The organism is Corynebacterium sp. HMSC065D07 (genome assembly GCF_001810695.1).
GTDB lineage: Bacteria > Actinomycetota > Actinomycetes > Mycobacteriales > Mycobacteriaceae > Corynebacterium > Corynebacterium hesseae.
In genome coordinates, this window is sequence record NZ_KV802428.1 from 70,199 (window position 1) to 94,413 (window position 24,215).

22 protein-coding genes are annotated in these 24,215 nt (G+C 59.2%); 10 read left to right on the plus strand and 12 right to left on the minus strand.

Features of this window, described 5'->3' with window-relative positions; translation table 11 throughout:
• Positions 1 to 18: 18 nt before the first annotated feature.
• Genes HMPREF2760_RS02565 through HMPREF2760_RS02575 form a run of 3 tightly spaced genes read left to right on the plus strand, consistent with a single transcriptional unit; the run spans position 19 to position 2,138 of the window.
• Positions 19 to 1,266, plus strand: coding sequence for a cysteine desulfurase (locus HMPREF2760_RS02565; RefSeq protein ID WP_070524256.1), 1,248 nt, complete (start codon positions 19 to 21; stop codon positions 1,264 to 1,266).
• Positions 1,263 to 1,712, plus strand: coding sequence for a Fe-S cluster assembly sulfur transfer protein SufU (sufU, locus tag HMPREF2760_RS02570; protein WP_070524255.1), 450 nt, complete (start codon positions 1,263 to 1,265; stop codon positions 1,710 to 1,712). Before HMPREF2760_RS02565 ends, sufU begins: the two co-directional genes overlap by 4 nt.
• Entirely contained in the window at positions 1,713 to 2,138 is a 426-nt protein-coding gene (locus tag HMPREF2760_RS02575; RefSeq protein WP_070524254.1) for a metal-sulfur cluster assembly factor, read from the plus strand.
• On the opposite strand, the gene HMPREF2760_RS02580 is transcribed toward HMPREF2760_RS02575, so the two are convergent.
• Positions 2,135 to 4,147, minus strand: coding sequence for a fructose-specific PTS transporter subunit EIIC (locus HMPREF2760_RS02580; RefSeq protein WP_070524253.1), 2,013 nt, complete (start codon positions 4,145 to 4,147; stop codon positions 2,135 to 2,137). The two genes, HMPREF2760_RS02575 and HMPREF2760_RS02580, sit on opposite strands and share 4 nt — an antisense overlap.
• Positions 4,148 to 4,308: 161 nt before the next feature.
• Between HMPREF2760_RS02580 and HMPREF2760_RS02585 the strand changes: the two genes are divergently transcribed.
• On the plus strand, positions 4,309 to 5,940 hold the full coding sequence (locus tag HMPREF2760_RS02585) for an ABC-F family ATP-binding cassette domain-containing protein (protein ID WP_070524251.1): 1,632 nt from the start codon (positions 4,309 to 4,311) through the stop codon (positions 5,938 to 5,940).
• 219 nt (positions 5,941 to 6,159) lie between these two features.
• On the plus strand, positions 6,160 to 6,897 hold the full coding sequence (locus HMPREF2760_RS02590; RefSeq protein WP_070524248.1) for a DUF2785 domain-containing protein: 738 nt from the start codon (positions 6,160 to 6,162) through the stop codon (positions 6,895 to 6,897).
• Positions 6,898 to 6,927: 30 nt separating this feature from the next.
• Here HMPREF2760_RS02590 and HMPREF2760_RS02595 read toward each other — a convergent pair whose 3' ends face one another.
• From HMPREF2760_RS02595 to HMPREF2760_RS12720, 4 genes are all read right to left on the minus strand, one after another.
• On the minus strand, positions 6,928 to 7,359 hold the full coding sequence (locus HMPREF2760_RS02595; RefSeq protein ID WP_245168396.1) for a hypothetical protein: 432 nt from the start codon (positions 7,357 to 7,359) through the stop codon (positions 6,928 to 6,930).
• Positions 7,360 to 7,507: 148 nt separating this feature from the next.
• On the minus strand, positions 7,508 to 8,197 hold the full coding sequence (locus tag HMPREF2760_RS02600) for a MerR family transcriptional regulator (protein WP_070596577.1): 690 nt from the start codon (positions 8,195 to 8,197) through the stop codon (positions 7,508 to 7,510).
• A 72-nt stretch (positions 8,198 to 8,269) separates the two neighbouring features.
• Positions 8,270 to 9,634: a PFL family protein gene (locus HMPREF2760_RS02605; protein ID WP_070564503.1), complete on the minus strand. Its 1,365-nt coding sequence runs from the start codon at positions 9,632 to 9,634 to the stop codon at positions 8,270 to 8,272.
• A 15-nt stretch (positions 9,635 to 9,649) separates the two neighbouring features.
• Positions 9,650 to 9,919, minus strand: a complete 270-nt coding sequence (locus HMPREF2760_RS12720) for an ACT domain-containing protein (protein ID WP_070524521.1) — start codon at positions 9,917 to 9,919, stop codon at positions 9,650 to 9,652.
• A gap of 79 nt (positions 9,920 to 9,998) precedes the next feature.
• On the opposite strand from HMPREF2760_RS12720, the gene HMPREF2760_RS02615 reads away from it, so the two are divergent.
• Positions 9,999 to 10,688: an SDR family oxidoreductase gene (locus tag HMPREF2760_RS02615; RefSeq protein WP_070596589.1), complete on the plus strand. Its 690-nt coding sequence runs from the start codon at positions 9,999 to 10,001 to the stop codon at positions 10,686 to 10,688.
• On the opposite strand, the gene HMPREF2760_RS02620 is transcribed toward HMPREF2760_RS02615, so the two are convergent.
• The 5 genes from HMPREF2760_RS02620 to can all read right to left on the minus strand — a co-directional run bounded on the left by HMPREF2760_RS02620 (position 10,685) and on the right by can (position 16,727).
• Positions 10,685 to 11,182: a hypothetical protein gene (locus HMPREF2760_RS02620; protein ID WP_246818495.1), complete on the minus strand. Its 498-nt coding sequence runs from the start codon at positions 11,180 to 11,182 to the stop codon at positions 10,685 to 10,687. The two genes, HMPREF2760_RS02615 and HMPREF2760_RS02620, sit on opposite strands and share 4 nt — an antisense overlap.
• Positions 11,183 to 11,439: 257 nt before the next feature.
• Positions 11,440 to 12,222, minus strand: coding sequence for a hypothetical protein (locus tag HMPREF2760_RS02625; protein ID WP_070596578.1), 783 nt, complete (start codon positions 12,220 to 12,222; stop codon positions 11,440 to 11,442).
• A 103-nt stretch (positions 12,223 to 12,325) separates the two neighbouring features.
• On the minus strand, positions 12,326 to 12,766 hold the full coding sequence (locus HMPREF2760_RS13035; protein WP_232755554.1) for a hypothetical protein: 441 nt from the start codon (positions 12,764 to 12,766) through the stop codon (positions 12,326 to 12,328).
• Positions 12,767 to 13,165: 399 nt separating this feature from the next.
• Positions 13,166 to 13,738, minus strand: coding sequence for a TetR/AcrR family transcriptional regulator (locus HMPREF2760_RS02635; RefSeq protein ID WP_070596580.1), 573 nt, complete (start codon positions 13,736 to 13,738; stop codon positions 13,166 to 13,168).
• Positions 13,739 to 13,910: 172 nt separating this feature from the next.
• Complete coding sequence (gene can, locus HMPREF2760_RS02640) at positions 13,911 to 16,727, minus strand: aconitate hydratase (RefSeq protein WP_209167892.1); 2,817 nt, start codon at positions 16,725 to 16,727, stop codon at positions 13,911 to 13,913.
• A gap of 346 nt (positions 16,728 to 17,073) precedes the next feature.
• Between can and HMPREF2760_RS02645 the strand changes: the two genes are divergently transcribed.
• The 3 genes from HMPREF2760_RS02645 to HMPREF2760_RS02655 all read left to right on the plus strand — a co-directional run bounded on the left by HMPREF2760_RS02645 (position 17,074) and on the right by HMPREF2760_RS02655 (position 21,971).
• On the plus strand, positions 17,074 to 17,550 hold the full coding sequence (locus HMPREF2760_RS02645; protein WP_070520584.1) for an Rv1476 family membrane protein: 477 nt from the start codon (positions 17,074 to 17,076) through the stop codon (positions 17,548 to 17,550).
• A gap of 1,362 nt (positions 17,551 to 18,912) precedes the next feature.
• A complete protein-coding gene (locus HMPREF2760_RS02650) occupies positions 18,913 to 20,826 on the plus strand; it encodes a DIP1281 family NlpC/P60 protein (RefSeq protein ID WP_070520581.1) in 1,914 nt (637 codons plus the stop codon).
• A 26-nt stretch (positions 20,827 to 20,852) separates the two neighbouring features.
• Positions 20,853 to 21,971, plus strand: coding sequence for a ferrochelatase (locus tag HMPREF2760_RS02655; RefSeq protein WP_070520579.1), 1,119 nt, complete (start codon positions 20,853 to 20,855; stop codon positions 21,969 to 21,971).
• Here HMPREF2760_RS02655 and HMPREF2760_RS02660 read toward each other — a convergent pair.
• Positions 21,968 to 22,735, minus strand: a complete 768-nt coding sequence (locus HMPREF2760_RS02660; RefSeq protein ID WP_070596581.1) for a hypothetical protein — start codon at positions 22,733 to 22,735, stop codon at positions 21,968 to 21,970. The two genes, HMPREF2760_RS02655 and HMPREF2760_RS02660, sit on opposite strands and share 4 nt — an antisense overlap.
• 33 nt (positions 22,736 to 22,768) lie before the next feature.
• Here HMPREF2760_RS02660 and HMPREF2760_RS02665 point away from each other — a divergent pair, with 33 nt between their 5' ends.
• Entirely contained in the window at positions 22,769 to 23,617 is an 849-nt protein-coding gene (locus HMPREF2760_RS02665) for a DUF3097 domain-containing protein (protein ID WP_070564527.1), read from the plus strand.
• On the opposite strand, the gene HMPREF2760_RS02670 is transcribed toward HMPREF2760_RS02665, so the two are convergent.
• Entirely contained in the window at positions 23,614 to 24,186 is a 573-nt protein-coding gene (locus tag HMPREF2760_RS02670; RefSeq protein ID WP_070520572.1) for a MarR family transcriptional regulator, read from the minus strand. The two genes, HMPREF2760_RS02665 and HMPREF2760_RS02670, sit on opposite strands and share 4 nt — an antisense overlap.
• Positions 24,187 to 24,215 lie beyond the last annotated feature (29 nt).

Here is a 24,215-nt window from a genome sequence, read left to right on the forward strand (position 1 = left end):
AACCGAGCACAAGGACCTATGTCTGAACTAGACGTTAATGCGATCAGGGAGCAGTTCCCCATCCTCTCGCGCACCGTGCGCGACGGTAAGCCACTGGTGTACCTGGATTCGGGTGCGACCTCGCAACGTCCCCTCCCAGTGTGGAAGGCCGAGGAGGAGTTCGTACTCGGCACCAATGCGCCGGTGCACCGCGGCTCCTACCAGTTGGCGGAGGAAGCCGATGACGCGTATGAGTCCGCCCGCCAGGCCATTGCCGCTTTCGTTGGCGCGGACCGCGATGAGATTTCCTTCACCAAGAACGCCACTGAGGCGTTGAATGAAGTTGCCTACGTGCTTAGCGATGAGCGCGCGGGGCAGCTTTATGTCGGCGAGGGCGATACCGTCGTCGTCACCGAATTGGAGCACCATGCGAACTTGGTTCCGTGGCAGGAGCTGTGCCAGCGCACTGGTGCGACGCTGAAGTGGTACTCCATGACTGAGGACGGCCGCATTGATCTCGATTCGCTCGAGCTCGATGACTCCGTCAAGGTCGTGGCTTTTACCCACCAGTCCAACGTGACGGGAGCCGTGGCCCCCGTTGAGGAACTGGTGCGCCGTGCCCGCGCTGTAGGCGCCATGGTGGTTCTGGACGCGTGCCAGTCCGTTCCGCACATGCCGGTGGACTTCCACGCTCTCGACGTGGACTTCGCCGCGTTCTCTGGGCACAAGATGTGCGGCCCGACCGGCGTCGGTGTGCTCTACGGCAAGGCGGAGCTGCTGGCACAGCTGCCGCCCTTCCTTACTGGCGGTTCCATGATCGAGGTGGTCAAGATGGAGGGCTCGACCTTTGCCGAGCCGCCGACTCGCTTCGAGGCCGGAACTCAGATGACCAGCCAGGTCGTTGGTCTGGGGGCCGCGGTGAAGTTTTTGAGCGAAGTGGGCATGGAGGCCATCCACGCCCACGAGCAGAAGCTCACCGCATTGGCTTTGGACAAGCTTTCCGAGATTCCTGGTCTACGCATCATCGGCCCCAAAAACACCGAGGATCGCGGGGGAGCGGTCTCCTTCATCGTGGAGGGCATCCACCCGCATGATTTGGGCCAGGTGCTTGATGCTCATGGAGTGTCCATCCGAACTGGTCACCACTGCGCGTGGCCACTGCACCGCGCGTGCAAGGCTAATTCGACCGCACGCGCTAGCTTTTACCTGTACAACACTGAGGACGAGGTCGACGCCCTCGTAGAGGCGGTGCGGGCTGCCCGTGCTTTCTTTGGAGTGAGCGAATGAACCTAGATTCCATGTACCAGGATGTGATCCTGGACCACTATAAGAACCCGAAATTCTCCGGCCTGCGCGATGGCCAGGCTGAGGTTCACCACGTTAACCCCTCGTGCGGCGATGAGATCACGCTGCGCGTGAAGCTGTCGGCCGACGGCAAAACTGTGGAGGACGTGTCCTACGACGCTGAAGGCTGCTCCATCTCGCAGGCTTCGACCTCCGTCATGGCGGAAGAAATCGTAGGCATCCCGTTGGAGGAGGCCAACGCCAAGCTCGAGGAGTTTGACCGCATGGTGACTTCCCGCGGCGAAATTGAGGGAGACGACGAGATCATTGGGGATGGCGTCGCTTTTGCCGGCGTGGCCAAGTTCCCTGCCCGTGTTAAGTGCGCGCTGCTGGGGTGGAAGGCCTTCCAGGCTGCCACCGCGCAGGCGCTGACTGAATTGGAGAAGTAGATGGCGGATACCACTAACGATAGCCAGCCGACCGACCCGTATCAGGACGAGAACGCCTCCTTCGCCGGCGGCGGAGTAAAGCCTGAACAGACCGAAGAGCAGATTGCCAAGGCATTCGACATCACCGAATACCTCCGGGACGTCATCGATCCGGAGCTGGGCATCAACGTTGTTGACTTGGGCCTGGTCTACGACCTCTGGCTCGAGGACATTGACGGTAAGAACACCTGCGTCATCAACATGACGCTGACGTCCCCTGCGTGCCCGCTGACTGACGTCATCGGTGAGCAGATCGACGACGTCGTCGTGGGCAACAAGCTTGCCGACGCCGTCCAGCTCAACTGGGTGTGGATGCCGCCGTGGGGCCCGAACATGATCACCGAAGAGGGCCGCGAGATGCTCCAGGCCCTCGGCTTCGCGGTCTAATCGTTTCGCTGCCCCACAGTGGGCAAGGACGCCGGATCCAGCGCCGAGGAGATGATATCGACGGCTTCTTCTTGGGTTGCCGCGGACTGAAGGCGAACGCGGAAGTCCTCCTTCATGATTGCCCGTGCCAGCTTGGAAAGCAGCTTGAGGTGTTGCTTGCCGGCGTCGTCTGGCACGGCAATGAGGAACACCATCGTTGTGGGCTCCTCACCCTGTGCCCACGTGATTGCTTCGGGAAGACGTGCAAAAGCCAAGGTAGGAACCTTCACGCCAGCTGAACGGGCATGCGGGATCGCCACGCCATGGCCCACGCCGGTAGAGTGCTTCGTCTCGCGCTCAAGAGCCGCTGTGAGCACCGCAGAAGGATCAGCAAAGCGAGGAGAAACTAGCCGCACTAGTGCTTCGATGGTTTCGTCGCGAGTACTGCCCAGACTGTGGTCGAGGCTCACCGTTTCGATAGACAGCAGTGGTTGTCCCAGATGCGAGCTTTCCGCCGCGTTTGCTGAAGCTTTGTCCGCAGCGCCCTGGTCGCTCTTGCTCTCATTCTTCTCTGTCGTTTTCTTATGCTGAGTAAGTGCGATTAAGAGGAGCATGACTGATGCACAGACGACAACGCCAATAAGCAATGCCACGAAGAAGCCCACGACGTTGTCGACAGCACCGAGCACTGCGACGATGGGGCCGCCGTGCATGACATGGTCTTTAACTCCGAATGCGCCTGCTAGGCCACCGGCAACCGCACCGCCGATGACGTTCGCCGGAATGACCTGCAGAGGGCGTGCAGCGGCAAGGGGAATTGCGCCTTCCGTAATGCCGAATAGCCCCATGAAAAGCGCGGCGATACCGGCGTCTTTTTCGGCCTTATTAAACCAGGCACGGCGGGCAAGGGTGGCAGCGCCTACCGCCAATGGCGGTACAGCGATAGCGGTAGCGGCCATTCCCATAGGGGCTGCATTACCAGCGGCAATCATGCCTCCACCAAAGAGGAACGCTGTCTTGTTGAAGGGGCCGCCCATGTCAAACGCGATCATCGCGCCGATAACGAGGCCAAGCACAACGACAGAGGAGCCTTGCATTCCTGCGAGGTACTCGGTCATGGCTTCAAATGCGCCAGCTATCGGTGAGCCGACCAGGTAAATGAAGATAAGACCCACAATGAGGGTGGTGAAAATCGGGATAACGATGATCGGCCAAATCGGGGCGATGTATTTGTTCACCGGAATCTTCTTGATCCCGAGCGCCACATAGCCGGACAGGATGCCGGTGACGATACCTCCCAAGAACCCGGCACCTGCTTCAGATCCGTAGAGTGATCCAGTCGTAGCGATGAGGCCAGTAATCAGACCAGGCGCCAACCCAGGACGGTCCGCAATGCCCACTGCGATATAGCCGGAAAGAATCGGCACCATGAGCGAAAAGGCCAAACCACCCAGCTCGTTCAGCGTATTCCAGAAGGAATCCTCGGGAATTGCCAAGCCTTCGGGCGTCGGGGTTCCTCCAATTGACAGTGCTACTGCGATGAGGAGACCGCCGGTCACCACGAACGGGATCATGTGGGATACACCGTTCATCAGCGCTTTATAGAGGGTCTGTCCCACGGCGCGCGCGCCATGGGCACTGCCGGAGCTGTCCTCGCGCTGAGATCCCTTCGGCTCTTCGGCAGAAAACTTTTCTTCCCATTTCGACGCGGACAGCGAACGGCGGAGGAGCTCCTTTGGGTGCTTAATAGCTTCATCGACGCCCGTTGCTGCCAAGCGCTTGCCGCGGAAACGATCCTTGGCAATCACAGTGTCGGCGCCAATTACGATGGCATCGGCTTCTTCGATGTCCTTAGCGCTAAAGGTGCCTTCGACACCGATTGAGCCGTGGGTCTCAACTTTGATCCGGTATCCAAGTTCCGCGGCAGCGGCCTCGAGGTTTTCAGCCGCCATGTAGGTATGCGCAATACCAGTTGGGCAGGCGGTAATCGCGAGGATTAATGGCGGTTTCGATGTGGCTGATGTACTCATGATGTCAATGTAGGCACATCTTTCATCTTGTATAGGTCAAGCGCGCCGAATCCGGGCCACGAATTTCCAGATGACTTATCCTCCGTACCGTTAGCTTTACGTCGATCAGCGCCCTGCCGCTGGTTCGGGTTTAACTGCCCTGGTTGCTAGACTGTTTCGACGTGATTGTGACCAATGATTTCGAGGTGCGCGTGGGCGCACGCACGCTTCTCGACGCCCCCGGCCAGCACCTCCGCGTACAGCCGGGTGACCGCATCGGGCTGGTCGGCCGCAACGGCGCAGGAAAGACCACGACGATGCGCATTTTGGCGGGGGAGACCGAGCCTTATGGCGGTTCGGTAACGCGCTCTGGCCCCATTGGTTACCTGCCGCAGGATTCCCGCGAGGGCAACATCGAACAGACCGCGCGCGAACGCGTGCTCTCGGCCCGTGGTCTCGATGAGATCAAGCGGCGCATGGCCAAGCAGCAGGAACTCATGGAGACGGCAACGGACGACAAGTTCCGCGATAAGGCCATCCGCAAGTTCTCGCGCTTGGAAGAGGAGTACCATTCCCTCGGCGGCTACGAGGCGGATTCCGAGTGCGCACAGATCTGTGACAACCTTGGCCTCCCGCAGCGCGTCTTGGATCAGCAGCTCAAGACGCTCTCCGGTGGCCAGCGCCGCCGCGTGGAGCTGGCGCAGATTCTTTTCGCGGCGTCGGCAGGCTCCGGCAAGTCCCAGACCACGCTGCTTCTCGACGAGCCCACGAACCACCTCGACGCAGATTCCATCACCTGGTTGCGCGGCTTCCTGTCGAAGCATGAGGGCGGGCTCATCATGATCTCGCACGACGTGGACCTGCTCGAGGCCGTCTGCAACAAGGTCTGGTTCCTCGACGCCGTGCGCGCCGAGGCGGATGTCTACAACATGGGCTTTAAAAAGTATCTCGATGCCCGTGCGACCGATGAGGCCCGCCGCCGCCGTGAGCGCGCCAACGCGGAGAAGAAGGCGGCCGCCCTGCACAAGCAGGCCGCAAAGCTCGGCGCTAAGGCGACGAAGGCCGCAGCAGCTAAGCAGATGCTGCACCGCGCTGAGCGCATGATGAACGAGCTCGATGACGTGCGTGTGGCCGACAAGGTTGCCCACATCAAGTTCCCGGAGCCGGCTCCCTGCGGTAAGACCCCGATGAACGCGAAGGGCCTGACCAAGATGTATGGCTCGCTTGAAGTCTTCGCGGGCGTGGACTTGGCCATTGATAAGGGCTCGCGCGTCGTCGTGCTGGGCTATAACGGTGCCGGAAAGACGACCCTGCTCAAGCTTCTAGCGGGCGTGGAGCGCACCGACGGTGAGGGCGGTATTGTCTCCGGCCATGGTTTGCGCATCGGCTACTTTGCCCAGGAACACGACAACATCGACCCAGACAAGACCGTGTGGGAAAACACCATCGAGGCTTGCCCCGATGCAGGCCAGCAGGATTTGCGCGGTCTGCTCGGTGCCTTTATGTTCTCCGGGGATAAGCTGGAGCAGCCCGCCGGCACGCTCTCCGGCGGTGAAAAGACGCGTCTTTCCTTGGCCACGCTCGTGTCCTCGCGCGCAAATGTGCTGCTTCTCGACGAGCCCACGAACAACCTCGACCCCCAGTCCCGCGAGCAGGTTCTCGATGCGCTCGGTACTTATACCGGTGCCGTAGTTCTGGTAACCCACGACCCAGGCGCGGTAAAGGCCCTCAACCCAGAGCGTGTCATCATCATGCCTGACGGCGACGAGGATCTGTGGAACGACGAATACATGGAGATCGTTGAATTGGCCTAGGGGCTAGTTCCTTACTCCGGTTGCAGCAACGGCAGCGCTCTTTGTTCTTCTGGTCACCGTGATACTTCGTGGCCTTCCATAAAACCTATAGTGCGCTAGAATCGGGGGCACACTCACGCACCGCTCAAGGCTCTTTTCTTGGGTCCTTCCGGCTTCCCACGCACAGGGTCTAGTAGCGCTACGACCCCAGCCATGCTGCAGCAGGAGAGGACTGAAGCCATGAGCCACACCGATACCCTCGATTCTGTCATTGAACCACTGCTTACCGGTTTAGTGAGCAAGCGGCCTGAAGTCCGTGTGGACTGGGCCTTTGCCGAGCTTAAGGAAGGTATTGAGTCAGGTCAGTGGGATGGCCACATCGACCAGGTTCGGGATCGCCTCACCGGTTACCTGCGCACGGACAAGGTGTGGACCAAGGTCATGGCCGCGCGTTTACTCACTGTCCTCGCTGAGTCTGGCCACTTTCATTACGAGGACTATCTCACCTTCCGCGCATGGTACGTCACTGAAGAAGACACGCGTGGCATAGTCAAGGACGTCGGACACGTCATGGCGGTCGGCTACGGCGCGGACTACGTGGAAACCTGCGTGCGCATGGGGATGATTCCTGCCGTGGAAGGCGCGGCAATTATTTCTTGCCGCCTGCGCGTCCCAGGGGGAGTGTGGCACGACGATGAGGCAGAACGCTTGGCGCGTGCTGCGTGCACGACGATTGCTAAGAGCACCTCGCCGCACATTCTAGAAATATGGACTGAGCGCCTGAGCAATACAGTCCTCAACGAGGGAGTACGCAATGGTAACCGCGCGGTAGTGGAAAACTTCGCCCGCTTTCTCACTGCCACAGCGCACATGGTGCGTAGTGAACCCGAGAAATGGGGAATCGACGTTGACCGCGCGCAACTAGCACTACCGTTAATAGCGGAACTCGAAGACAAACTCCGCAACGCCGGCGCATAGGTAGTCTCTTTCCACCAGTGAAAGCGCCATTTAATGTTCGCGCGCAGCACTGAAGAAGCGCACCCTATCAACCTCCATCGGCTGGGGCCGCTGCCAAGGATAGCGATCCGGGGTGGCCATAACAGGCGAGCTCAGCTGCAGGAGGGCGTCCGTGCCTGCGGGGCCGCCTACTGTCAGCTCGCCATCGCGTATTTCAACCGCTGAGGCAAAACTGCGGTCAACGCTCTTGTGCTGCACAATGGCAGTTGGTATCTCAGCGAAGACAGTTCTTCCGCGCCGCAGAACGGTAGCATCGTCGGAGATATAACTGGGGCGAATGCGCTCAGCGGCAATCAACCCCCACACGAAAATGATGGCCCACAGCGACAGTAGTAGCGCCACAACCCGAACCGCACCTGCGGGGAGAATCAGGTGGACGACTACCATTTCAACCACCAACACCGCGGTGACAAACCCAAGCATTTGCAGCCTGCCCGGAGGGTGGGGAAGTGCCTGAGCACCAGCGGGGAGCAAAGTCTCGCCGCGTATCCAAAGCCACAAATCGCGGTAGAGGCTAAGTTCATACCTTGCCAATCGGAATCCAGGATGTTTTCCGAGGAATCTCCTTATCCTATCCATGTGGCGCTCCCGCCAGTACCGCGAGCGCTCTGCCCTGTGCACCGGTAGTCGGTGCATCGGTGGCACTCAGCGGGACCTTACCTGGGCGCAACGTAGGATAGATTCCCCGCATGAGGCCACGTTCGCCTAAATGCTGCAGCTTGGCGACGATTACCGTGACCTCGCGATCATTCGGGGACAATGCACCCAGTTTTCGCCATAGCGATTCAACCTCGCGGAGAACTCTCAAACATTCGGCATCTTCAAGGTTCTCGCGCAATTGTTGCCAGGTTCCTTCCGTCGCGACACCACACAGCGCCATCAGATCCCAAGAATCAAGCTCGAGCTGCAGCATCGCGGGATCATGGATCGCCTCTTTGAGTGATTCGCGGATGTCTCGTGGAGTCCCGTTGGGTGCTTGGGCAAGGGCGCGTAAGCGTTCACGTTGGTTCTTGAGCCGAGCGATGCGCTCGTCGAGCACGCCAAATGAACGATCGATAGCATCCGGCAGATTTACGTCGGCGACGGGGACACCGGCGTCGATCAGCGCCCGCGCGCGCAGCACCGAAGCCAAGTCAGAAACAGAATAGTCGCGGTAGTTCCCGCTGGTGCGGGCGGGTTCAGGAACCGCGCCCGTCTCGTGTAAATGTCGTACAGAACGAACTGAGCATCCAGCGACCGCGGCGACGTCCGATATCTTCATAGGACAAAGCTAAACCCTCACATGGTGTGAGGGTCAAGTGCTTGGTGAAAACTAATCCGAGTTGCTGAGGTCTTAGTTTCGGAAGCCGTGCACCGGCGCCGGGATGAAGCCACCGCGGTTGATGAAGGTGGAGTTGCCCACCTCATTGACCGGAATGACCGGAGCATAGCCGAGCAAGCCGCCGAAATTGACCTCATCGCCAGCTTTGGTTCCCGGGGCGGGGATAACGCGCACGGCGGTCGTCTTATGATTCATCACGCCGATGGCGGCTTCATCAGCGATCATGCCGGCAATAGTTTCCGCAGAAGTATCGCCCGGAATGGCGATCATGTCCAAGCCCACCGAGCAGATGGAGGTCATGGCCTCCAGCTTGTCGATGGAAATAGCGCCGGTGCGCACCGCATCGATCATGCCCTTGTCTTCCGAAACCGGGATGAAGGAACCAGACAGACCGCCCACGCGGGAGCAGGCCATCATGCCGCCCTTCTTGACGGCGTCGTTAAGCAGTGCGAGGGCTGCCGTCGTTCCGTGCGTGCCCACCTGATCCAGACCCATGTGCTCCAGGATGTGCGCGACGGAATCTCCCAGCTCGGCAGTGGGAGCTAGGGAGAGGTCAATGATGCCAAAGGGTACCCCGAGGCGCTCCGAGGCCATCGAACCAACGAGCTGTCCGGCACGCGTGACCTTGAAGGCGGCCTTCTTGACCTCCTCGGCGACTTCATTAAGGGTGGCGCCCTCCAGGGATCCGAGAGCACGGTCGACAACACCCGGCCCAGACACACCGACGGAGACAACGCAGTCCGGTTCCTCGATACCGTGGAAGGCACCGGCCATGAAGGGGTTATCGCCCACGGAGTTGGAGAAGATCACGAGCTTCGCACAGCCGATGGCGCTGCGGTCCTTGGTGAGTTCGGCAGCTTCCTTGATGATGCGTCCCATCTGCGCTGCGGCGTTCATGTTGATGCCGGCGCGCGAGGATGCGATATTCACCGAGGAACACACCAGGTTGGTCTCAGCCAGCGCTTCCGGGATAGAGCGGATGAGTGTCTTCTCCGCAGTGGTGGCACCCTTTTCAACCAATGCGGAGTAGCCGCCGACGAAGTTAACACCTGTCGTCTCAGCGGCGCGATCCAGTGCACGGGCGACGTCGACGGGGTTTCCTTCTACGCCAGCCACGATAAGTGAGATCGGAGTGACGGAAATACGTTTGTTGACGATCGGGATGCCGAGCTCGGCCTCGATCCCTTCGCAGACTTCCACGAGCTGAGCCGCCCGGGTGGTCACGCGATCATAAACGGCCTCTGCGGTAGCTTCCATGGTGGAGCGCGTGCAGCCGAGCAGCGAGATCCCCATGGTGACGGTGCGGATATCGAGGCGGTATTTCTCGATCATCTCGATGGTGTCGAGAATACTGACGGTGTTGAAGCGATTAAGCATGACTGATTCTCGCTCCTAAATTTCATTCATGGCGGTGAACAGTGCTTCCGACTGCACACGAATGGATTGCTTGATGGACTCACCGACGGTGTTCATCCGCTCCTGAATCTGCTGGATGCTGACTTCATTCTCATCGAATTCGACGCGCAGGATCATCGTGAAGTACCCAGACATGAGGGTCTGCGAGACGTCAACGATGTTGATCTTGAGCTCAGCGAGGGCGGTGGAAACGGCAGAGATAATTCCGGTGTTATCAACACCGGTAACAGTCATGATGGCGATCATAATTTGATTGTAGCCCGTGGGTTTTTCATGCTGCCCTGGGGTCATGCAGGATAGCGAGCCGGCGCGTACGGTGGCGCACATGACTGATACGACAACAACTACGCGCAAGAAGGTTCTGTACATCGGCGGCCACGGCAAGGTTGGGCTTTTGGCGGCGCCCAAGCTTGTCGACGCCAACCTCACCGTCCATTCCCTCATCCGCAACCCGGACCAGGTCTCTGATATTGAGGCCCTCGGTGCCGCCGCGGTGGTTCGCGATCTCACCGAGCTTTCTGTTGAGGACTGGGCTGCACTTTTGAGCGAGTATGACGTCGTCGTGTGGGGCGCCGGAAATGGTGGCCGTGCTGGTGCGGAGGTGACGTGGGCGGTCGACCGTGATGCGGCGCTGGCATCTATTGCGGGTCTGGAAAAGCTTTCTGCCGAGGGCAAGAACACTCCCGCCTACATCACGATTTCCTACATGGGTGCCACGGAGAACACGACCGATCCTGCGGATGAGAAGTGGTACGCCTACGTGGAGTCGAAGAAGGAGGTGGACAACAAGCTCAATTCCACCGACCTCAATTACCTCATCCTTGGCCCGGCAGCCCTGACGGAGGAGCCTTCGCGCGGCATCACCGTGCTAGATAAGGACGCAGAGCGCACCGGTAAGCTGACAACCTCCCGAGAGCTTGTCGCTGAGGTGGTCACCGAGGTCGCCGGCCGCGAAAGCTTCCCAGCCTCGCCGCTAGAGTTCATCGATGGCGATGGCAGCGTGAAGGATATCTAAAATCGAGCGGATGCCGCCGCGTCAAGCGCTGCGATAACTTGCTCTCTGCTCAGTTGGTGATGGAGGCTCGCATAACGAAGTGGCTTTGTGGACAGGTGGGCCGCGATATACCACCCTGTGGGGTGCTTGAATATCGCTTGGCTTTGGAACCGTACCACGGCCACACCCTGCTCCCGGAAGGAGCGGGGAGAAGTGTGGGACTCAAACTCATCGCTGATGATTTCTTGAACTGTGCCATCTGGAAGGAAAATGCGTACTTTCGCCTTGTAGTAGTACTCGGTGGGATCAGCGTGCGGCACGTGTCGACCTGTTTGCCAGATCTCACTAAGCAGCGCGGGGTAGTACTCGATCCACCCATTTTCCGACGCCGTCCGTAGACGGCGAGCACCCCACGTAGAGCTCCGAATTACTCGAATGTTTCGACCGGCCGCCACGGCGAGGAAGAGGACAAAGACCGCAACGGCCAATCCCTGCCATCCGGAACTAATAGACATATCTTCGCCGATAAAGGCTGATAGTGCGATAGCAAGGCCCACTACCGCCGCGATGAGGTTGTTCCGTAGGCTTCGCCATTCAGGTGTGGCGCCGCCTGGGAGTGGCCCAGCCGCGGCGATCGCGCGAACAATACTAGATGTGCTTGATCTCAAGTTCGGGGCGGACACAGAACGCCGAGTGCGGGGAATGAGCCTCTCGGAGTAGTGGTGTTCCGGGAAGTCGAATGGTGCTAAAGCGTGGTCAGACATTCTTATCACTAACTTCTTACCCAGTTCCGCTCTGCAAAAGACAGTGCTGCTTCAATGTTCTTTTTGCGCAGACCATTCTGCAGTTCTGGCTGCGGTTTATCTGCATCTGCCCGGTAACCCACCACGCCCCATCCGTTGTTGTGGTTGAAGTCCACGGTGGCGACGAGGGGCCCGTCGGCAAGCAGCCGGCCACGCAGCTTCAGCCAGTTCGGGTTTGGAGCAATGAATTCCTCGGTCATGCTTTTCGTCAATGATCCGTCTGGCTGCAGGATGAGAACCGGGGCGGTGTAGTAAAAGTCGGTACTGTCGTCGTAATCAACGCGGCGCCTATAGGTCAGCTCGCCGATCAACGCGGGGCGGTACTCAATCCATCCATTCGTCCACGCGGTGCGCAGCCTCGTCGATGCGCCCCAGCGGCCCCGCACAAGCATCACCCCGATAAAGATAAAGACCAGCGCGGCAAGCCCGATGACAATGCTGGCTATCGGTATCCCGCCGACGGTTCCCTCTGCGCCTGGGAAGAGGACAAAGAGCAATACTGCATGGGTGATAGTGAAAAACATTGCCATGACACCCATGGAGATGAGGATGAATCCAACGATGATCGTGCCGAGATTCGCTTGGCCGATCGGTCGCCCGACACTATCTATAGCTTCGCGTATACCGCTACGATCCACGTTGGGGTTGGGCTGCTGATCGTGCTCCTTCAATTCTTTAGGCGCGAGGGAGCCGGCGCTGGCTGCATCGAATTTCAGCGGTGACCGGGGAAGTTGGATAGGCGATTGGATCATGGATCACAGTGTAAAGGGGTTAGAGCCGCCTTTCTCGTCGCTTCAACACCCAATGGGGAGTAGGACCCGTGTTGGACGACGGGCCAACTAACCTCGAAGCGGCTTAGCGCACCCAGCGCTGTTCAGCGAAATTCAGAACGGCGTCAACCTGCCGGCCAGTGAGGCCAAGGGAGAGTTCCGCCTCTGAGCTCGTTCCGTCGGTGCGGTAAGCAGCCACAGTCCATCCATTGTTGTTCGCAGTATCCACGGTAGCGATCCGGGAGCCCTCCGCCAGTGCAGCGCCACGTGACCTCAACCAGTTCGGGTTGTTTGCGCGGAACTCTCCGGACATGGCCTTCGCCAGTGTGCCGTCTGGCTGAAGGAGGAGAAGGGGCGCCGAGTAATAGAAATAGGTCCGTTCACGGTCTTCCGGACCTTCGGTTTTGCTGCGAAGGTAAACCAACTCACCAATGAGAGCGGGACGGTATTCCACCCATCCATTGCGCCACGCGGTGCGCAGACGCCGAGCTTGACCGATTGCCTGAAAGATGTGCCACAGGCTCACAGCGACAAAGGTCGCGCTGAGGAAACAAAAAATGATAGGGATTAGCGAAAATATGCCGATGTCAGAGAAGCTGAATCGCGGAGGACCAAAATCACCAGCGAAGAAAGAGATCGACATCTTGCACATAAATAGACCAACTAGACCTATGATGAGCCAGACCGACAGGTCGCTGAGCTTAATGCGCCCAGGCTGGGGCCCAGCCTCCTCGATGACCTCACGAAGACCTGAATTGTCCACTCGCGGGTTCGGCTGAGCATCGTGGGCACGCCGTTCTTTCGGAACAAGCCTGGGTGTGGCGTTCAGACTAATTCCACACTGCGTCCGCGGAAGCTTTAGGGGAGTATGGTCCATGCGCCACAGTGTAGCGTCCACCACACTCCGGCACCGAGTGTTGAGCGCTTAGTGATCGGCGTGTGGACCACGAATCGATTGCTCTACTAAGGACAACACCTGCTCTAGATTCTTTGTGTCCCCGAGAGCCAAGCGGTTGATGAAGCCGTCCATGAAGGTTTCCAGATAGGTCACGAGGGTATCGATGGAGACGTCGTCTCGCATGCGCCCCTTCTCGGCGTTGGACTCCAAGCGGGCGCGGACCGCCTTATCAAGAATTTGCTGTTCCTCATGCCAGCGCGCGGCGAAAGACGGATCGGTGCGCAGCATCGAGGTCACAGCAAGCCGGGTGGCAAGCCAGTCATGGCGCTCCGGATGACGCAGCATCTCACTCATGACTTCGACGAGACCGTTGTTCGCAACAACTTCGGCCTCACGGGCGGCGTCTTCTCGGGCCAAGGCAAGAAAGAGGGACTCCTTATCACCGAAATGGTGGAAGATTGCCCCACGCGACTTACCTGTGGCTTCCTCCAGCCTTCGCACCGTCGCACCGTCGTAGCCGTGCTCAGCGAAGCATTTACGTGCGCCAACCAGAATGTCGTGGCGGCGGCGGTTCAGTTCAGAGTCGCTCATAATCGGCATGGCTGAAAACTAGCTCCTTTAAGCACGGCGGCGGGTAAACGGGTGGTGGAAATAGAGGGGGAGGGGCAGAAGCAGAAAGGCCAGCCAGCACTCCATGTTGCTAGCTGGCCTTGGTGCCTAACTATGTAGGTCGCCCCAGAGTCGGGGTGCCTACATAATGGGCAAGGCTGTTTTAGGCCTTGACCATCTGGCGCAGAACGAACTGCAGAATGCCGCCGTGGCGGTAGTAGTCGGCCTCACCAGGTGTGTCGATGCGAACCTTGGCATCGAACTCAACGGTCTCGCCGGACTCCTTGGTGGCGGTCACGTGGACCGTCTTCGGAATGCCGCCCTCGTTGAGGGCTGCGATGCCGTCGATGTCGAAGGTCTCGGTGCCATCCAAGCCCAGGGACTCGTGGGACTCGCCCTCCGGGAACTGCAGCGGGATGACGCCCATGCCAATGAGGTTCGAGCGGTGAATACGCTCGAAGGACTCAGTGATGACAGCCTTCACGCCAAGCAGGTTGGTGCCCTTAGCAGCCCAGTCACGGGAGGAACCAGTGCCGTACTCCTTACCAGCAAGGACAACCAGCGGAATGTCGGCTGCCTTGTAGTTCTCGCAGGCATCGAAGATGAAGGCCTGCGGTGCGCCCTCCTGGGTGAAGTCACGGGTGTAGCCACCGGCGACGTCGACCAGCTGGTTCTGGAGGCGGATGTTGGCGAAGGTACCGCGCATCATGACCTCGTGGTTACCGCGACGGGAACCCAGGGAGTTGTAGTCCTGACGATCGACACCGTTGGCATCCAGGTACTGAGCGGCCGGGGTGCCCGGCTTAATGGAGGAAGCCGGGGAGATGTGGTCGGTGGTCACGGAGTCACCGAGCTTAGCAAGGACGCGAGCGCCCTTGATGTCCTGAACGGGCTCCGGCTCAGTCGGCATGCCGTCGAAGTACGGTGCCTTGCGGATGTAGGTGGAATCCTCGTTCCACTTGAAGGTCTCGCCCTCCGGAACGTCCAGGTTGCGCCATGCGTCGTCACCCTTGAACACGTCGGCGTAGTCAGCCTCGTAGAGCTCGCGGGAGATGGCCTGCTGGATGGTGTCCTCGATCTCCTTCGGGGAAGGCCAGATGTCCTTGAGGAAGACATCGTTGCCGTCCTGATCCTGACCCAGCGCCTGAGCCTCGAAATCGAAGTCCATGGTGCCAGCAATAGCGTATGCAATGACCATGATGGGGGAGGCCAAGTAGTTCATCTTGACGTCCGGGGAGATGCGGCCCTCAAAGTTACGGTTGCCGGACAGCACCGCAGTAGCAGCCAGATCATGCTCGTTGATGGCGTTGGAGATTTCCTCCGGCAGCGGGCCGGAGTTACCGATACAGGTGGTGCAGCCGAAGCCGGAGAGGTAGAAGCCAAGCGCCTCCAGATCCTTCCAGAGGTCTGCGCGCTGGAAGTAGCCGTCAACAACCTGGGAACCCGGGGCACAAATGGTCTTGACCCACGGCTTGGACTTCAGGCCCTTTTCAGCAGCCTTACGTGCGATGAGGCCAGCACCAACCATGACGGACGGGTTAGAGGTGTTGGTGCAGGAGGTAATGGAAGCGATAGCAACCATGCCGTGGTCCAGGGTGTACTCGCCACCGTTCGGGGAGGTGACGGTAACCGGGTTGGACTGGCGGCCGGAGCCGCCCTTGGCTGCGGACTCGCCTTCGCCTGCACGAGACTTGTTCAGGCCACCGGTAACGTCGACGAGAGCATTCTCGTCGCCACCCTCGGAGGTCATGCGCTTTGCCTCGATGGTGGACTCGTCTGCAACAACCTCGCCGGAAGCGTAAGTCGGCAGATCCTTACGGAACTGCTCCTTTGCCTCAGAGAGGAGAATGCGGTCCTGCGGGCGCTTCGGGCCGGCGATGGACGGCTTAACAGTGGACAGATCCAGTTCGAGGTACTCGGAGTACTGTGCCTCCGGAGCGTCCTGCTCGAGCCACATGCCCTGAGCCTTGGCGTAAGCCTCGACGCGATCGATCTGCTCCTGCGGACGGCCGGTGAGCTCGAGGTACTTGATGGTCTCCTCGTCGATCGGGAAGATCGCAGCGGTGGAACCGAACTCGGGGGACATGTTACCGATGGTGGCGCGGTTAGCCAGCGGCACGGACTTCACACCGTTGCCGTAGAACTCAACAAACTTCTGAACCACACCGTGCTGGCGCAGCATCTCGGTGATGGTCAGCACCACGTCGGTAGCGGTCACGCCGGTCGGAATCTCGCCGGTGAGCTTGAAGCCCACGACGCGCGGGATCAGCATGGACACCGGCTGACCCAGCATTGCAGCCTCGGCCTCGATGCCGCCAACGCCCCAGCCCAGGATGCCCAGGCCGTTTTCCATGGTGGTGTGGGAGTCGGTACCAATACAGGTATCCGGGTAGGCAACACCATCGTTGTCGAAGACCACGCGGGAAAGGTACTCAATGTTGACCTGGTGGACAATACCGGTTCCCGGAGGAACAACGCGGAAGTTGGAGAAGTTCTCGGCACCCCAGCGCAGGAACTGGTAGCGCTCCTGGTTGCGCTCGTACTCGATCTCAACGTTCTTCTCCAGAGCCTCGGTGGAGCCGAAAGCCTCTACGATGACGGAGTGGTCAATAACCATCTCGGCCGGGTTGAGCGGGTTCACCTGGTCCGGCTTGCCACCGAGGGTGGCGATAGCCTCACGCATGGTTGCCAGGTCCACCACGCAGGGGACGCCGGTGAAGTCCTGCATAAGAACGCGGGCCGGGGTGAACTGGATCTCGGTATCCGGCTCAGCGGACGGATCCCAGTTGGCCAAAGCGTTGATGTGATCCTTGGTTACGTTCTTCCCGTCCTCGTAGCGCAACTGGTTCTCAGCCAGGACCTTGAGGGAGTAAGGAAGCTTCTCCAGGCCCTCGACTGCATTGATGTCAAAGTAGTCATAGGACTTACCGTTGACCTCAAGAGTCTTCTTGGCGCCGAAGGAGTTCAGGCTTTCAGTCATAAGGAGCTCCATTCCTTGCTTTTCGCTTGTGGGTTATCGAACACTGGTCGAAGGTTCATCGAATTTGCCGATATGCCCTAGCAACCACATGGAGCCAAGTGTATCGGCGATCTCAGAACGCGAATGTTCCGTATCTATTGTAGATGCAAGAACCCTCGGTCGACACCAGCATAACAGTACGGGCGTTCTGTTTCCTACATTTCGGGGGTAGCGGCGAGTCACCGGCCTCGCCCACGCTCCGAGGTTTAGGCTCGATCGGGAATCCGGGGGACAAACCTCCGAATCGTGTTTGGACAGAAGACTGTGCCACCAAGCATTAACGGCCATAGAGATTAAGGAGTGGCGGATGATCCCGGCGGGCGTAGATGTAGACGACATTGCAGATCAGCTCTCGGCCGACGGTGTAGCGTTCTCCAACCCAGAGCTGGCGCAAGACGCCGACCTCCAGGTCCACATCGCAGACTCCCTCCAGCCCAACCATGGCATCGCAGTGGTAGATGTCTTCCCCGACAAAATTCCCGATCTGCGCGACCTGGCGACAACCCTTCAAGAACAAACGGGACTCGATACCGTGATTCTCCAAGCGCCAATGCGGGTGTCCGCAGTCAGTAATTCTTATGCTCGGGCATCCATTGAGGCAGCCGAGGATTCGCTGCCAACTGGACTCGATCAGGTAACTTTGCTGAATGATTTCTATGCAACTGCAGATCATTTTTCAACGCCATGGCTGGCAATCTTGACGTTGTTTTTCTTCGTAGCGGCAATTGCGGGCTGGGCGGGATTTCGAGCCGCTACACAGAAAGCTGACACGGCCAGAAACTAAGCGATCGAGGTCGCCGAGTGAATTCCGCTAAACATGCGCCACACCCACCACAGGGGTAGGGAAGTGGCGAATATCAACCACTAAGACTTGACTTTTGCAACGGGGGAGTGGTTGAGAGGGCGTAAGAGCCCTAGGAATATGGCCCACGCAGCGACCACATCGGATGCCGCACGGGCACCTTAAGTCGACGAATACTTCGGTTCTCTCCAGTCCCGAAATGGAGCGTTCCCTGCACCCCAGAAGACAGGTTCCACTGGGAGCAATCGGAGCTTCTGCGGCAGGCCCAGGGCCGCAATCCACAGCGATAGTCAAGGGGGAGAGGTTTGCACTCCGGGGAAGAGTGAGCAACGTCACAGTCACACATTGATAACAAAGTCATTGCAGGTTAGGTGCGCCTGTAACGCCTTGTGGTTTTCCGTGGCTGATGTGAAAGATGGGAAAAGTGTGCGAGATGGCGTGTCGGTGACGTATGGTTCACGTATCGACTCACGGGTTGACTATTGCTCCATACGTTCATGGACCAAGCCTTGACTCTCAACTGATTTGTCGCACGGGTATGTGGGGAAGCACGCCGCGAGCGAAGAGGACCGTTGGGGTTCACCGCCTGGTGGATGACCGTCGCACCGCGCTAGCGATGCGCGTAGCAATGCAGTTTTCTCGACGCAGTCGGTACCAGTGTTCAACCTTTTAGATATTGAAACACCTACCTCCCGAGTGGAAGAGGCTTCATACACTTCATTCGCACGCCCTCATCGAGGGCTGTGATGGCCATGAGTTCCATCGGTTTCCGGTTGGGTGCCAGCTGTGAGTGCTTACGCGTGCGCCACTAAGGACCGCGGAAGTGCCCTCCACGAGCGCGGCGCCGAGCGAGGAGGAACCGACGCAGGACCTCGAGCCTGAATATGGGTGTGTGTCCCTTCGTCGTCGGATCGTGCAGCCACACTCGGCGCCGCTCTCCGTGAGCCCAGCGAGCACCATGAGAGTGCAATGTGGCTAGCTATGACGCACGGTTCGACGTGATGTTGGTGCACACGCCAGACGCCCCGCAGGTTTCCTGCCGCCTCCATAAGAGAAAATGCCGCCCCGTCAATTCGGCATTTAGTGGCGTAGAGAGCAAAGAGCTCTTCAGGGGCAAGCCGCGTTCGCGTATCCCGGTCAATTCCGGGCGCAAGCCTTATTAAGTCCACTATTCCCATTAGGAAATCGATTGCCGCCTCATCCTGCTTGAAGGCGAGACTAGCTACGTACACACCGCTGTTTCTTTTGCTCGTCCAACTCGTCGCCTCCAGGTCTCGATGTCCGGCAAGCGCGTCTACGCAACATGCGTGACATCTCCGGGTAGGTGTCTAGGAGATAACCCTCGTGGCCACCACATCATCTTTCGGCTTTCGGCGCTTTAAGGCAGCGTGCGCTGCCATAGCGACCACCGCCGCCTTGTCTACTGTCTCCGCGCTCACTCCTGCAGTGGCTGCGGAACCTGAGCAGATCAACATCAAATCCCTGCTATCCTCCGACAACCCATCCATCGCAGATCTCGCGGGCGCAATCGCCCAGATTGAGGAGCGAATCGCACAAGCGGAAGCCTCCATAGGTGCGCAGCGCGAAACCGTCAACCGTGCGCTGGTCGATCTCAACGACGCCCGCACTAAGGCAAACCAAGCGCGCCAAGGAACAACGACGGCGCGCGAGCAGCTTGACGACGCACAAGCGGATGTCGCCGATGCCCAGGCCAAGCTGGATGAGGTCTCCCGTTCCGCCTACCGCCGAGCCAATACTTCCGATGCCGTCTCCCATGCGGCAGGAAAAGACGCGCGTTCGGACATGCTGGAGCGCCAGTCCTACCTTCGCTCGCAGTCCGAGAAGCAGCAGGCCGTCGTTAGCGACTTGGAGAAGCAGCGCACGGAAAAGGCGAACAAGGAATCCCAGCTGCGGAAGACCCAACAACTGGCCGAGGAACGTGCGGACCGGGCGGCCGATGCCGAGGCTGCCGCGCGCGAGCAACTCTCCGCGTCCGAGGCTTCGATTGAGGAATCTACGTCCGAACGCGAGGACCTACTCTCTCAACTCTCATCTCTTCACAAGGCGCTAAATCAAGCCAAGGGCCTGGACCGAGAAAATGTGTCAAGCCCAACAGCTGGATCTAAGGTCAAGGATCGGGCCGGGACTAATGATGTACAGGGTCCTTCCGAGTCTAGTGCCACGACTCCTGCCCACGACCCATCGACGGTATCCTCGCCGTCCGCTGCGGGGCATTCGACACCGGCCAGCTCGGAGCCGACCTCCGAGCCCACAGCGTCCACCGTGGCCGGCCCCTCCACCTCTGAGGCACAGAACCCCACGCTTCAATCGCAGCCGTCGACGGCTTCTGCCGATGCTGATGATTTGGAAGAGCTCTCTAGCGCCGCAAGCACTGTGGCTTCCGATCCGAACGTGCAAGAGTTGTCGTCGACAAGCACGGCCAGCTCCTCTGAAGAGAACGCCGAGAACTCCCAGGGCGGGAGCTCCAGCTCTTTCGATCCGAACGGAATCGATGCGGAAACCGTTGCACTTGGCATTGAAGCGGTGGGAACGGTGGCCTCGATGGTGGCCGCATCTCAGCCGGACCACAATAACAGCTTGAGCCAAGAGGAAATCAATGCTCTGGCGGAAGGCTCTTCCAAGCTCTTTGCCCTCCAGGGTGGGCAAGACAGCACTGGGGAAGTGACGGATTCCACGGAGACGTCCGATAGCGATGCAGCGAACGCAACTGATAGCGAGGATTCCCTTGAGTCCGATGTCTCCGGTGTCCTGGAGGAACTTGACACCACCGATAGCGTGACGAAGAAGGCATCCGCTTCACTGGGCGATGCCTCCCGCGAAGCAAAGATTGAGACCGTCATCGAGCGCGCAACGTCTCAGGTGGGAGTTCCCTATGCCTGGGGTGGTGGCGATGCCAACGGTCCTACGCAGGGCATTCGCGACGGCGGCGTCGCTGACTCTTATGGCGACTACAACAAGGTCGGCTTTGATTGTTCTGGGCTGGTGCTCTATGCCTTTGCTGGCGTCGGCATTTCCCTGCCGCATTACACCGGCTACCAGTATCAGAAGGGAACCAAGATTTCCCCGAGCGAGATGCAGCGAGGCGACCTAGTCTTCTACGGGCCGAGCGGAAATCAGCACGTGGCAATCTATCTTGGTGACGGCACCATGGTCGAAGCTCCGCAGTCCGGTCAAAACGTCAGCATCTCCCCAGTACGACAAGCCGGCATGGCACCCTATGCCGTGCGACTGATCTAGTTCAGCCCGTTGCTAAACTGGGCTGCATGACTGACACATTGCGTACTGCCCAGGGCAACACCCGCGGCACCGATTCGGTGCCCTCCTCATTTGACGCCCTCCTCGTTCTTTCCTTCGGTGGCCCGGAAAGAAACGAGGAGGTCGTCCCGTTTTTGGAGAACGTTACCCGTGGGCGCGGCATCCCGCGCGAGCGGCTCGAAGTCGTCGGGGAACACTATTTCCGCCTAGGCGGCATTAGTCCGCTTAATGCGCTAAATCGAGAGATTATTTCTAATGTTTCCGCAGAGCTGAAGGAACGCGGACATAATCTTCCGGTTTATTTCGGTAACCGTAACTGGTACCCGTTTGGGACAGAAGCCGTCGAGCAGATGGCCGCCGATGGTGTGCGCAACGTCGCCGTATTCGCCACCTCCGCCTGGGGTGGCTACAGTGCTTGCCGCCAGTACAACGAGGACATCGTTGCATTGCGCAAGCACCTCGAGGACAAGCAACTGCCCAACATGAACTTCACCAAACTGCGCCAATTCTTCGATCACCCCAAGTTCATCGAGGAGATGGCCGCAGCCGTCCGCGAGGCTTATGCGGAGGTGCCGGAAGACAAGCTGGCTAGCACCCGCATGCTTTTTACTGCGCATTCAGTGCCATCGGCACACGATGCTGTTGGGGGAGCAGAAGGCGATAAGCATATCTATTCCCGCCAGGTAGCGGAGGCTGCACGGCTCGTAGCCAAGGCTGCCGGGGTCCAGAATTATGACCTAGTGTGGCAATCCCGTTCAGGAAACCCAGCCACCCCGTGGTTGGAACCGGACATTGTCGACCACACCACGCGAATCCATGAGGAAGATGGTGTCGACAGCGTTGTCGTGTGCCCAATTGGATTTATCTCCGATCACATGGAGGTCATCTGGGATCTCGATACTGAACTTCAGCAAGCCGCTGAGGAAATGGGCGTCAGCGTCTATCGCACCCGCACCGCCGGCCCATCTGCGCGTTTTGCCTCGCTCATCGTGGACCTCATCGAGGAGCTAGAGCATGACGCTGAACCTGCTTCACTCGGTGAGGTTACCGTTCAGGGCTGTACGGTCAATGGCGCACCCTGCGCTGAAGGTTGTTGTGACATCTGGTCTCTGCGCAAGCCGCATTAACGCGCGAAATCGGTGAGCGCATAAGCCACGCCGGCCATGCGTGCTTCGCGGATATGGCGCCACAGGCGCAGAAGCTGCGGATCGAGACTGTGATCTTGAATGCGGTCAGTCACCGTCTCGATGATGGCCGCCACGCGGTCGGCGCGGGCGAAGAGCTTCGCTGCTCGCCCCGGCACTGCAGCGGGTAATCCGGGGGTGTCGTAGAAATCGCTTAGTGTGCCTACTGTTAGCCGGGGATTGGGGAGGGCATCGCTGCGATAGCCCAATGCCTCGATGAGGTTTGCTGACTCATTCGTCGCGGTACTCAAGAGCTCATCGGCCTCGCCCGGGCTAAGCCAAGCGGGCGAGGGAAACGGGGCAGTCTCTTCAATCACCGTCCACCGTGTCGCGCCCACGGCATAGGTGGGCACCAACACCAGGTTTCGATCCCGATTATTGGTACGCACCACGATTGCGCCTGCCGGATCTTCTGCCGCCGCTCGCGCCGATTCCGTGCCGGCTGGAAGTGCTGGCGCGTCGCCAGGACCGGAGAGAACTAGCCGAAGCAGCGGTTCGCGCTCTCCACGCTCGATGACGGAGGCCGTTTCACGCCGGAGAAGTGACATAACATCAACAAACGGCTCTCCGTCGACCCCTTGTTGCTCACCACCCAGCTCGCTGAGGGCATCAAGAAAGCCATCGGTGGATTCGTGCCCCCATAGCCATGCACCAAGCCAAACAGAAACGTTTTGTACAGGGGACCAGACTTCGGCGCGCATATCCATGGCTGGACAGTGTAGACGATAGGGTAGACCCCTATGAGCTTGAATTCCCGAGATCCCTATGGCGGCGATATTTTTGCAGGACATGCGCGGAACAAGAAGCCGGAGTACCCCGAGGTACCCGCTGAACCAGGCATGGTCGTCGAGGTTCGAGGTGATGACTTTGTAGGGGCAGTATTGGGCGTCGACAAAACCGTATGGGGCCCAGTCGTGCGCCTCGAGGACCGACATGGAAATGAGCGAGTATTCAAACTCGTGAAAGGGGGGTTCTTGTTGGAGGGGCAGCCAGTGACGTTAACGCGATACGTCGAAAAGCAGGCGCCGCGGAAGTCAAACTCCGGGTCGCGCCGTGTGGAAAATCTTGAGGCGAAAGTTGCCGCACCTTCGCGCATTTGGGTTGAAGGCATTCACGACGCGGCCATCGTTGAAAAGGTCTGGGGTCACGATCTGCGGGTGGAAGGTGTGGTCGTCGAATACCTCGAAGGACTCGATAACCTTGAGGAACGCCTGGCTGAGTTTCAGCCCGGTCCGGGACGCCGTGTGGGCGTCCTCGCGGATCACCTAGTCGAAGGATCAAAGGAAACGCGGTTGACGCAAACGGTGGGCGAGCACGTGCTTGTCACCGGTCACCCCTTCATTGATATCTGGGCGGCTGTAAAGCCTGAGCGCCTAGGGCTGCGCGCCTGGCCCGAGGTTCCCTATGGGGAAGACTGGAAGACGGGCATCTGCAAGCGCGCGGGGTGGTCTGATCCCAAGGAAGGGTGGAGCCGCGTGTACAACGCCGTGAATTCTTTCCGGGATCTCGATTCCACGCTCATCGGCGCCGTCGAGCGGCTCGTCGACTTTGTCACAACACCGGAATTGAGCAAAGAAGATTTGCTCTAATTCGAATTCGCTCGGTCAATGAGGTTGATGGCGAGCTGGCAACCGGCCGTCTCTGCTGCCCACCCCGCCGCTTGGAGGCGCTGGGACATCGCTTGTTTGGAAATGCCCAGCTCTTCCGCAGCTTCGTTCTGATTCAACCCGCCGCGTACAAGAGATGTCGCCTCACGGCCTTCCATTGTGCGCTTGTGCAGCACAAAGCCGAGTAGGGCGAATGCCGCTGCAATATCCTGCGCCTCCGCAGCGCGCCCGCGCCGATCAATTTTGGCGTAGACGTGTCCGGCCCGCGCCGAGCCCTTTACCGCGGCGGTTGCCACTGCGCGTGTTTCGGCATCACCTGCGCCTTCGCCAGGGATAATTCCAATGCCAATGGCCCAGTCACCGTCCGCGAGAAGCGCCATAACGACATCACAGACCGCCGGAGAAGAATAGGCCACAGCGCAAATATCCTCAACACCAAGGACCTCAAACTCGCCGATTCCCTCCAGGGTGGAAAGCGCGGCGGCGGATCGTTGGACCAAATCGGCGCGGCGTACCGAGCGTCCGCGGTAGCGGGCATGGACAGCTAGCACAGTGAGAGACTCCTTCCAGCAAGAAACAA

What these genes read in the sequence shown, in the direction of transcription:
- HMPREF2760_RS02565 (WP_070524256.1), top strand. Translation starts at nt 19, where the DNA reads ATGTCTGAACTAGACGTTAATGCGATCAGGGAGCAGTTCCCCATCCTC.
- sufU (WP_070524255.1), top strand. Translation starts at nt 1,263, where the DNA reads ATGAACCTAGATTCCATGTACCAGGATGTGATCCTGGACCACTATAAG.
- HMPREF2760_RS02575 (WP_070524254.1), top strand. Translation starts at nt 1,713, where the DNA reads ATGGCGGATACCACTAACGATAGCCAGCCGACCGACCCGTATCAGGAC.
- HMPREF2760_RS02580 (WP_070524253.1), bottom strand. Translation starts at nt 4,147, where the DNA reads ATGAGTACATCAGCCACATCGAAACCGCCATTAATCCTCGCGATTACC.
- HMPREF2760_RS02590 (WP_070524248.1), top strand. Translation starts at nt 6,160, where the DNA reads ATGAGCCACACCGATACCCTCGATTCTGTCATTGAACCACTGCTTACC.
- HMPREF2760_RS02595 (WP_245168396.1), bottom strand. Translation starts at nt 7,359, where the DNA reads ATGCTTGGGTTTGTCACCGCGGTGTTGGTGGTTGAAATGGTAGTCGTC.
- HMPREF2760_RS02600 (WP_070596577.1), bottom strand. Translation starts at nt 8,197, where the DNA reads ATGAAGATATCGGACGTCGCCGCGGTCGCTGGATGCTCAGTTCGTTCT.
- HMPREF2760_RS02605 (WP_070564503.1), bottom strand. Translation starts at nt 9,634, where the DNA reads ATGCTTAATCGCTTCAACACCGTCAGTATTCTCGACACCATCGAGATG.
- HMPREF2760_RS12720 (WP_070524521.1), bottom strand. Translation starts at nt 9,919, where the DNA reads ATGATCGCCATCATGACTGTTACCGGTGTTGATAACACCGGAATTATC.
- HMPREF2760_RS02615 (WP_070596589.1), top strand. Translation starts at nt 9,999, where the DNA reads ATGACTGATACGACAACAACTACGCGCAAGAAGGTTCTGTACATCGGC.
- HMPREF2760_RS02620 (WP_246818495.1), bottom strand. Translation starts at nt 11,182, where the DNA reads ATGTCTATTAGTTCCGGATGGCAGGGATTGGCCGTTGCGGTCTTTGTC.
- HMPREF2760_RS02625 (WP_070596578.1), bottom strand. Translation starts at nt 12,222, where the DNA reads ATGATCCAATCGCCTATCCAACTTCCCCGGTCACCGCTGAAATTCGAT.
- HMPREF2760_RS02635 (WP_070596580.1), bottom strand. Translation starts at nt 13,738, where the DNA reads ATGCCGATTATGAGCGACTCTGAACTGAACCGCCGCCGCCACGACATT.
- can (WP_209167892.1), bottom strand. Translation starts at nt 16,727, where the DNA reads ATGACTGAAAGCCTGAACTCCTTCGGCGCCAAGAAGACTCTTGAGGTC.
- HMPREF2760_RS02645 (WP_070520584.1), top strand. Translation starts at nt 17,074, where the DNA reads ATGATCCCGGCGGGCGTAGATGTAGACGACATTGCAGATCAGCTCTCG.
- HMPREF2760_RS02655 (WP_070520579.1), top strand. Translation starts at nt 20,853, where the DNA reads ATGACTGACACATTGCGTACTGCCCAGGGCAACACCCGCGGCACCGAT.
- HMPREF2760_RS02660 (WP_070596581.1), bottom strand. Translation starts at nt 22,735, where the DNA reads ATGGATATGCGCGCCGAAGTCTGGTCCCCTGTACAAAACGTTTCTGTT.
- HMPREF2760_RS02665 (WP_070564527.1), top strand. Translation starts at nt 22,769, where the DNA reads ATGAGCTTGAATTCCCGAGATCCCTATGGCGGCGATATTTTTGCAGGA.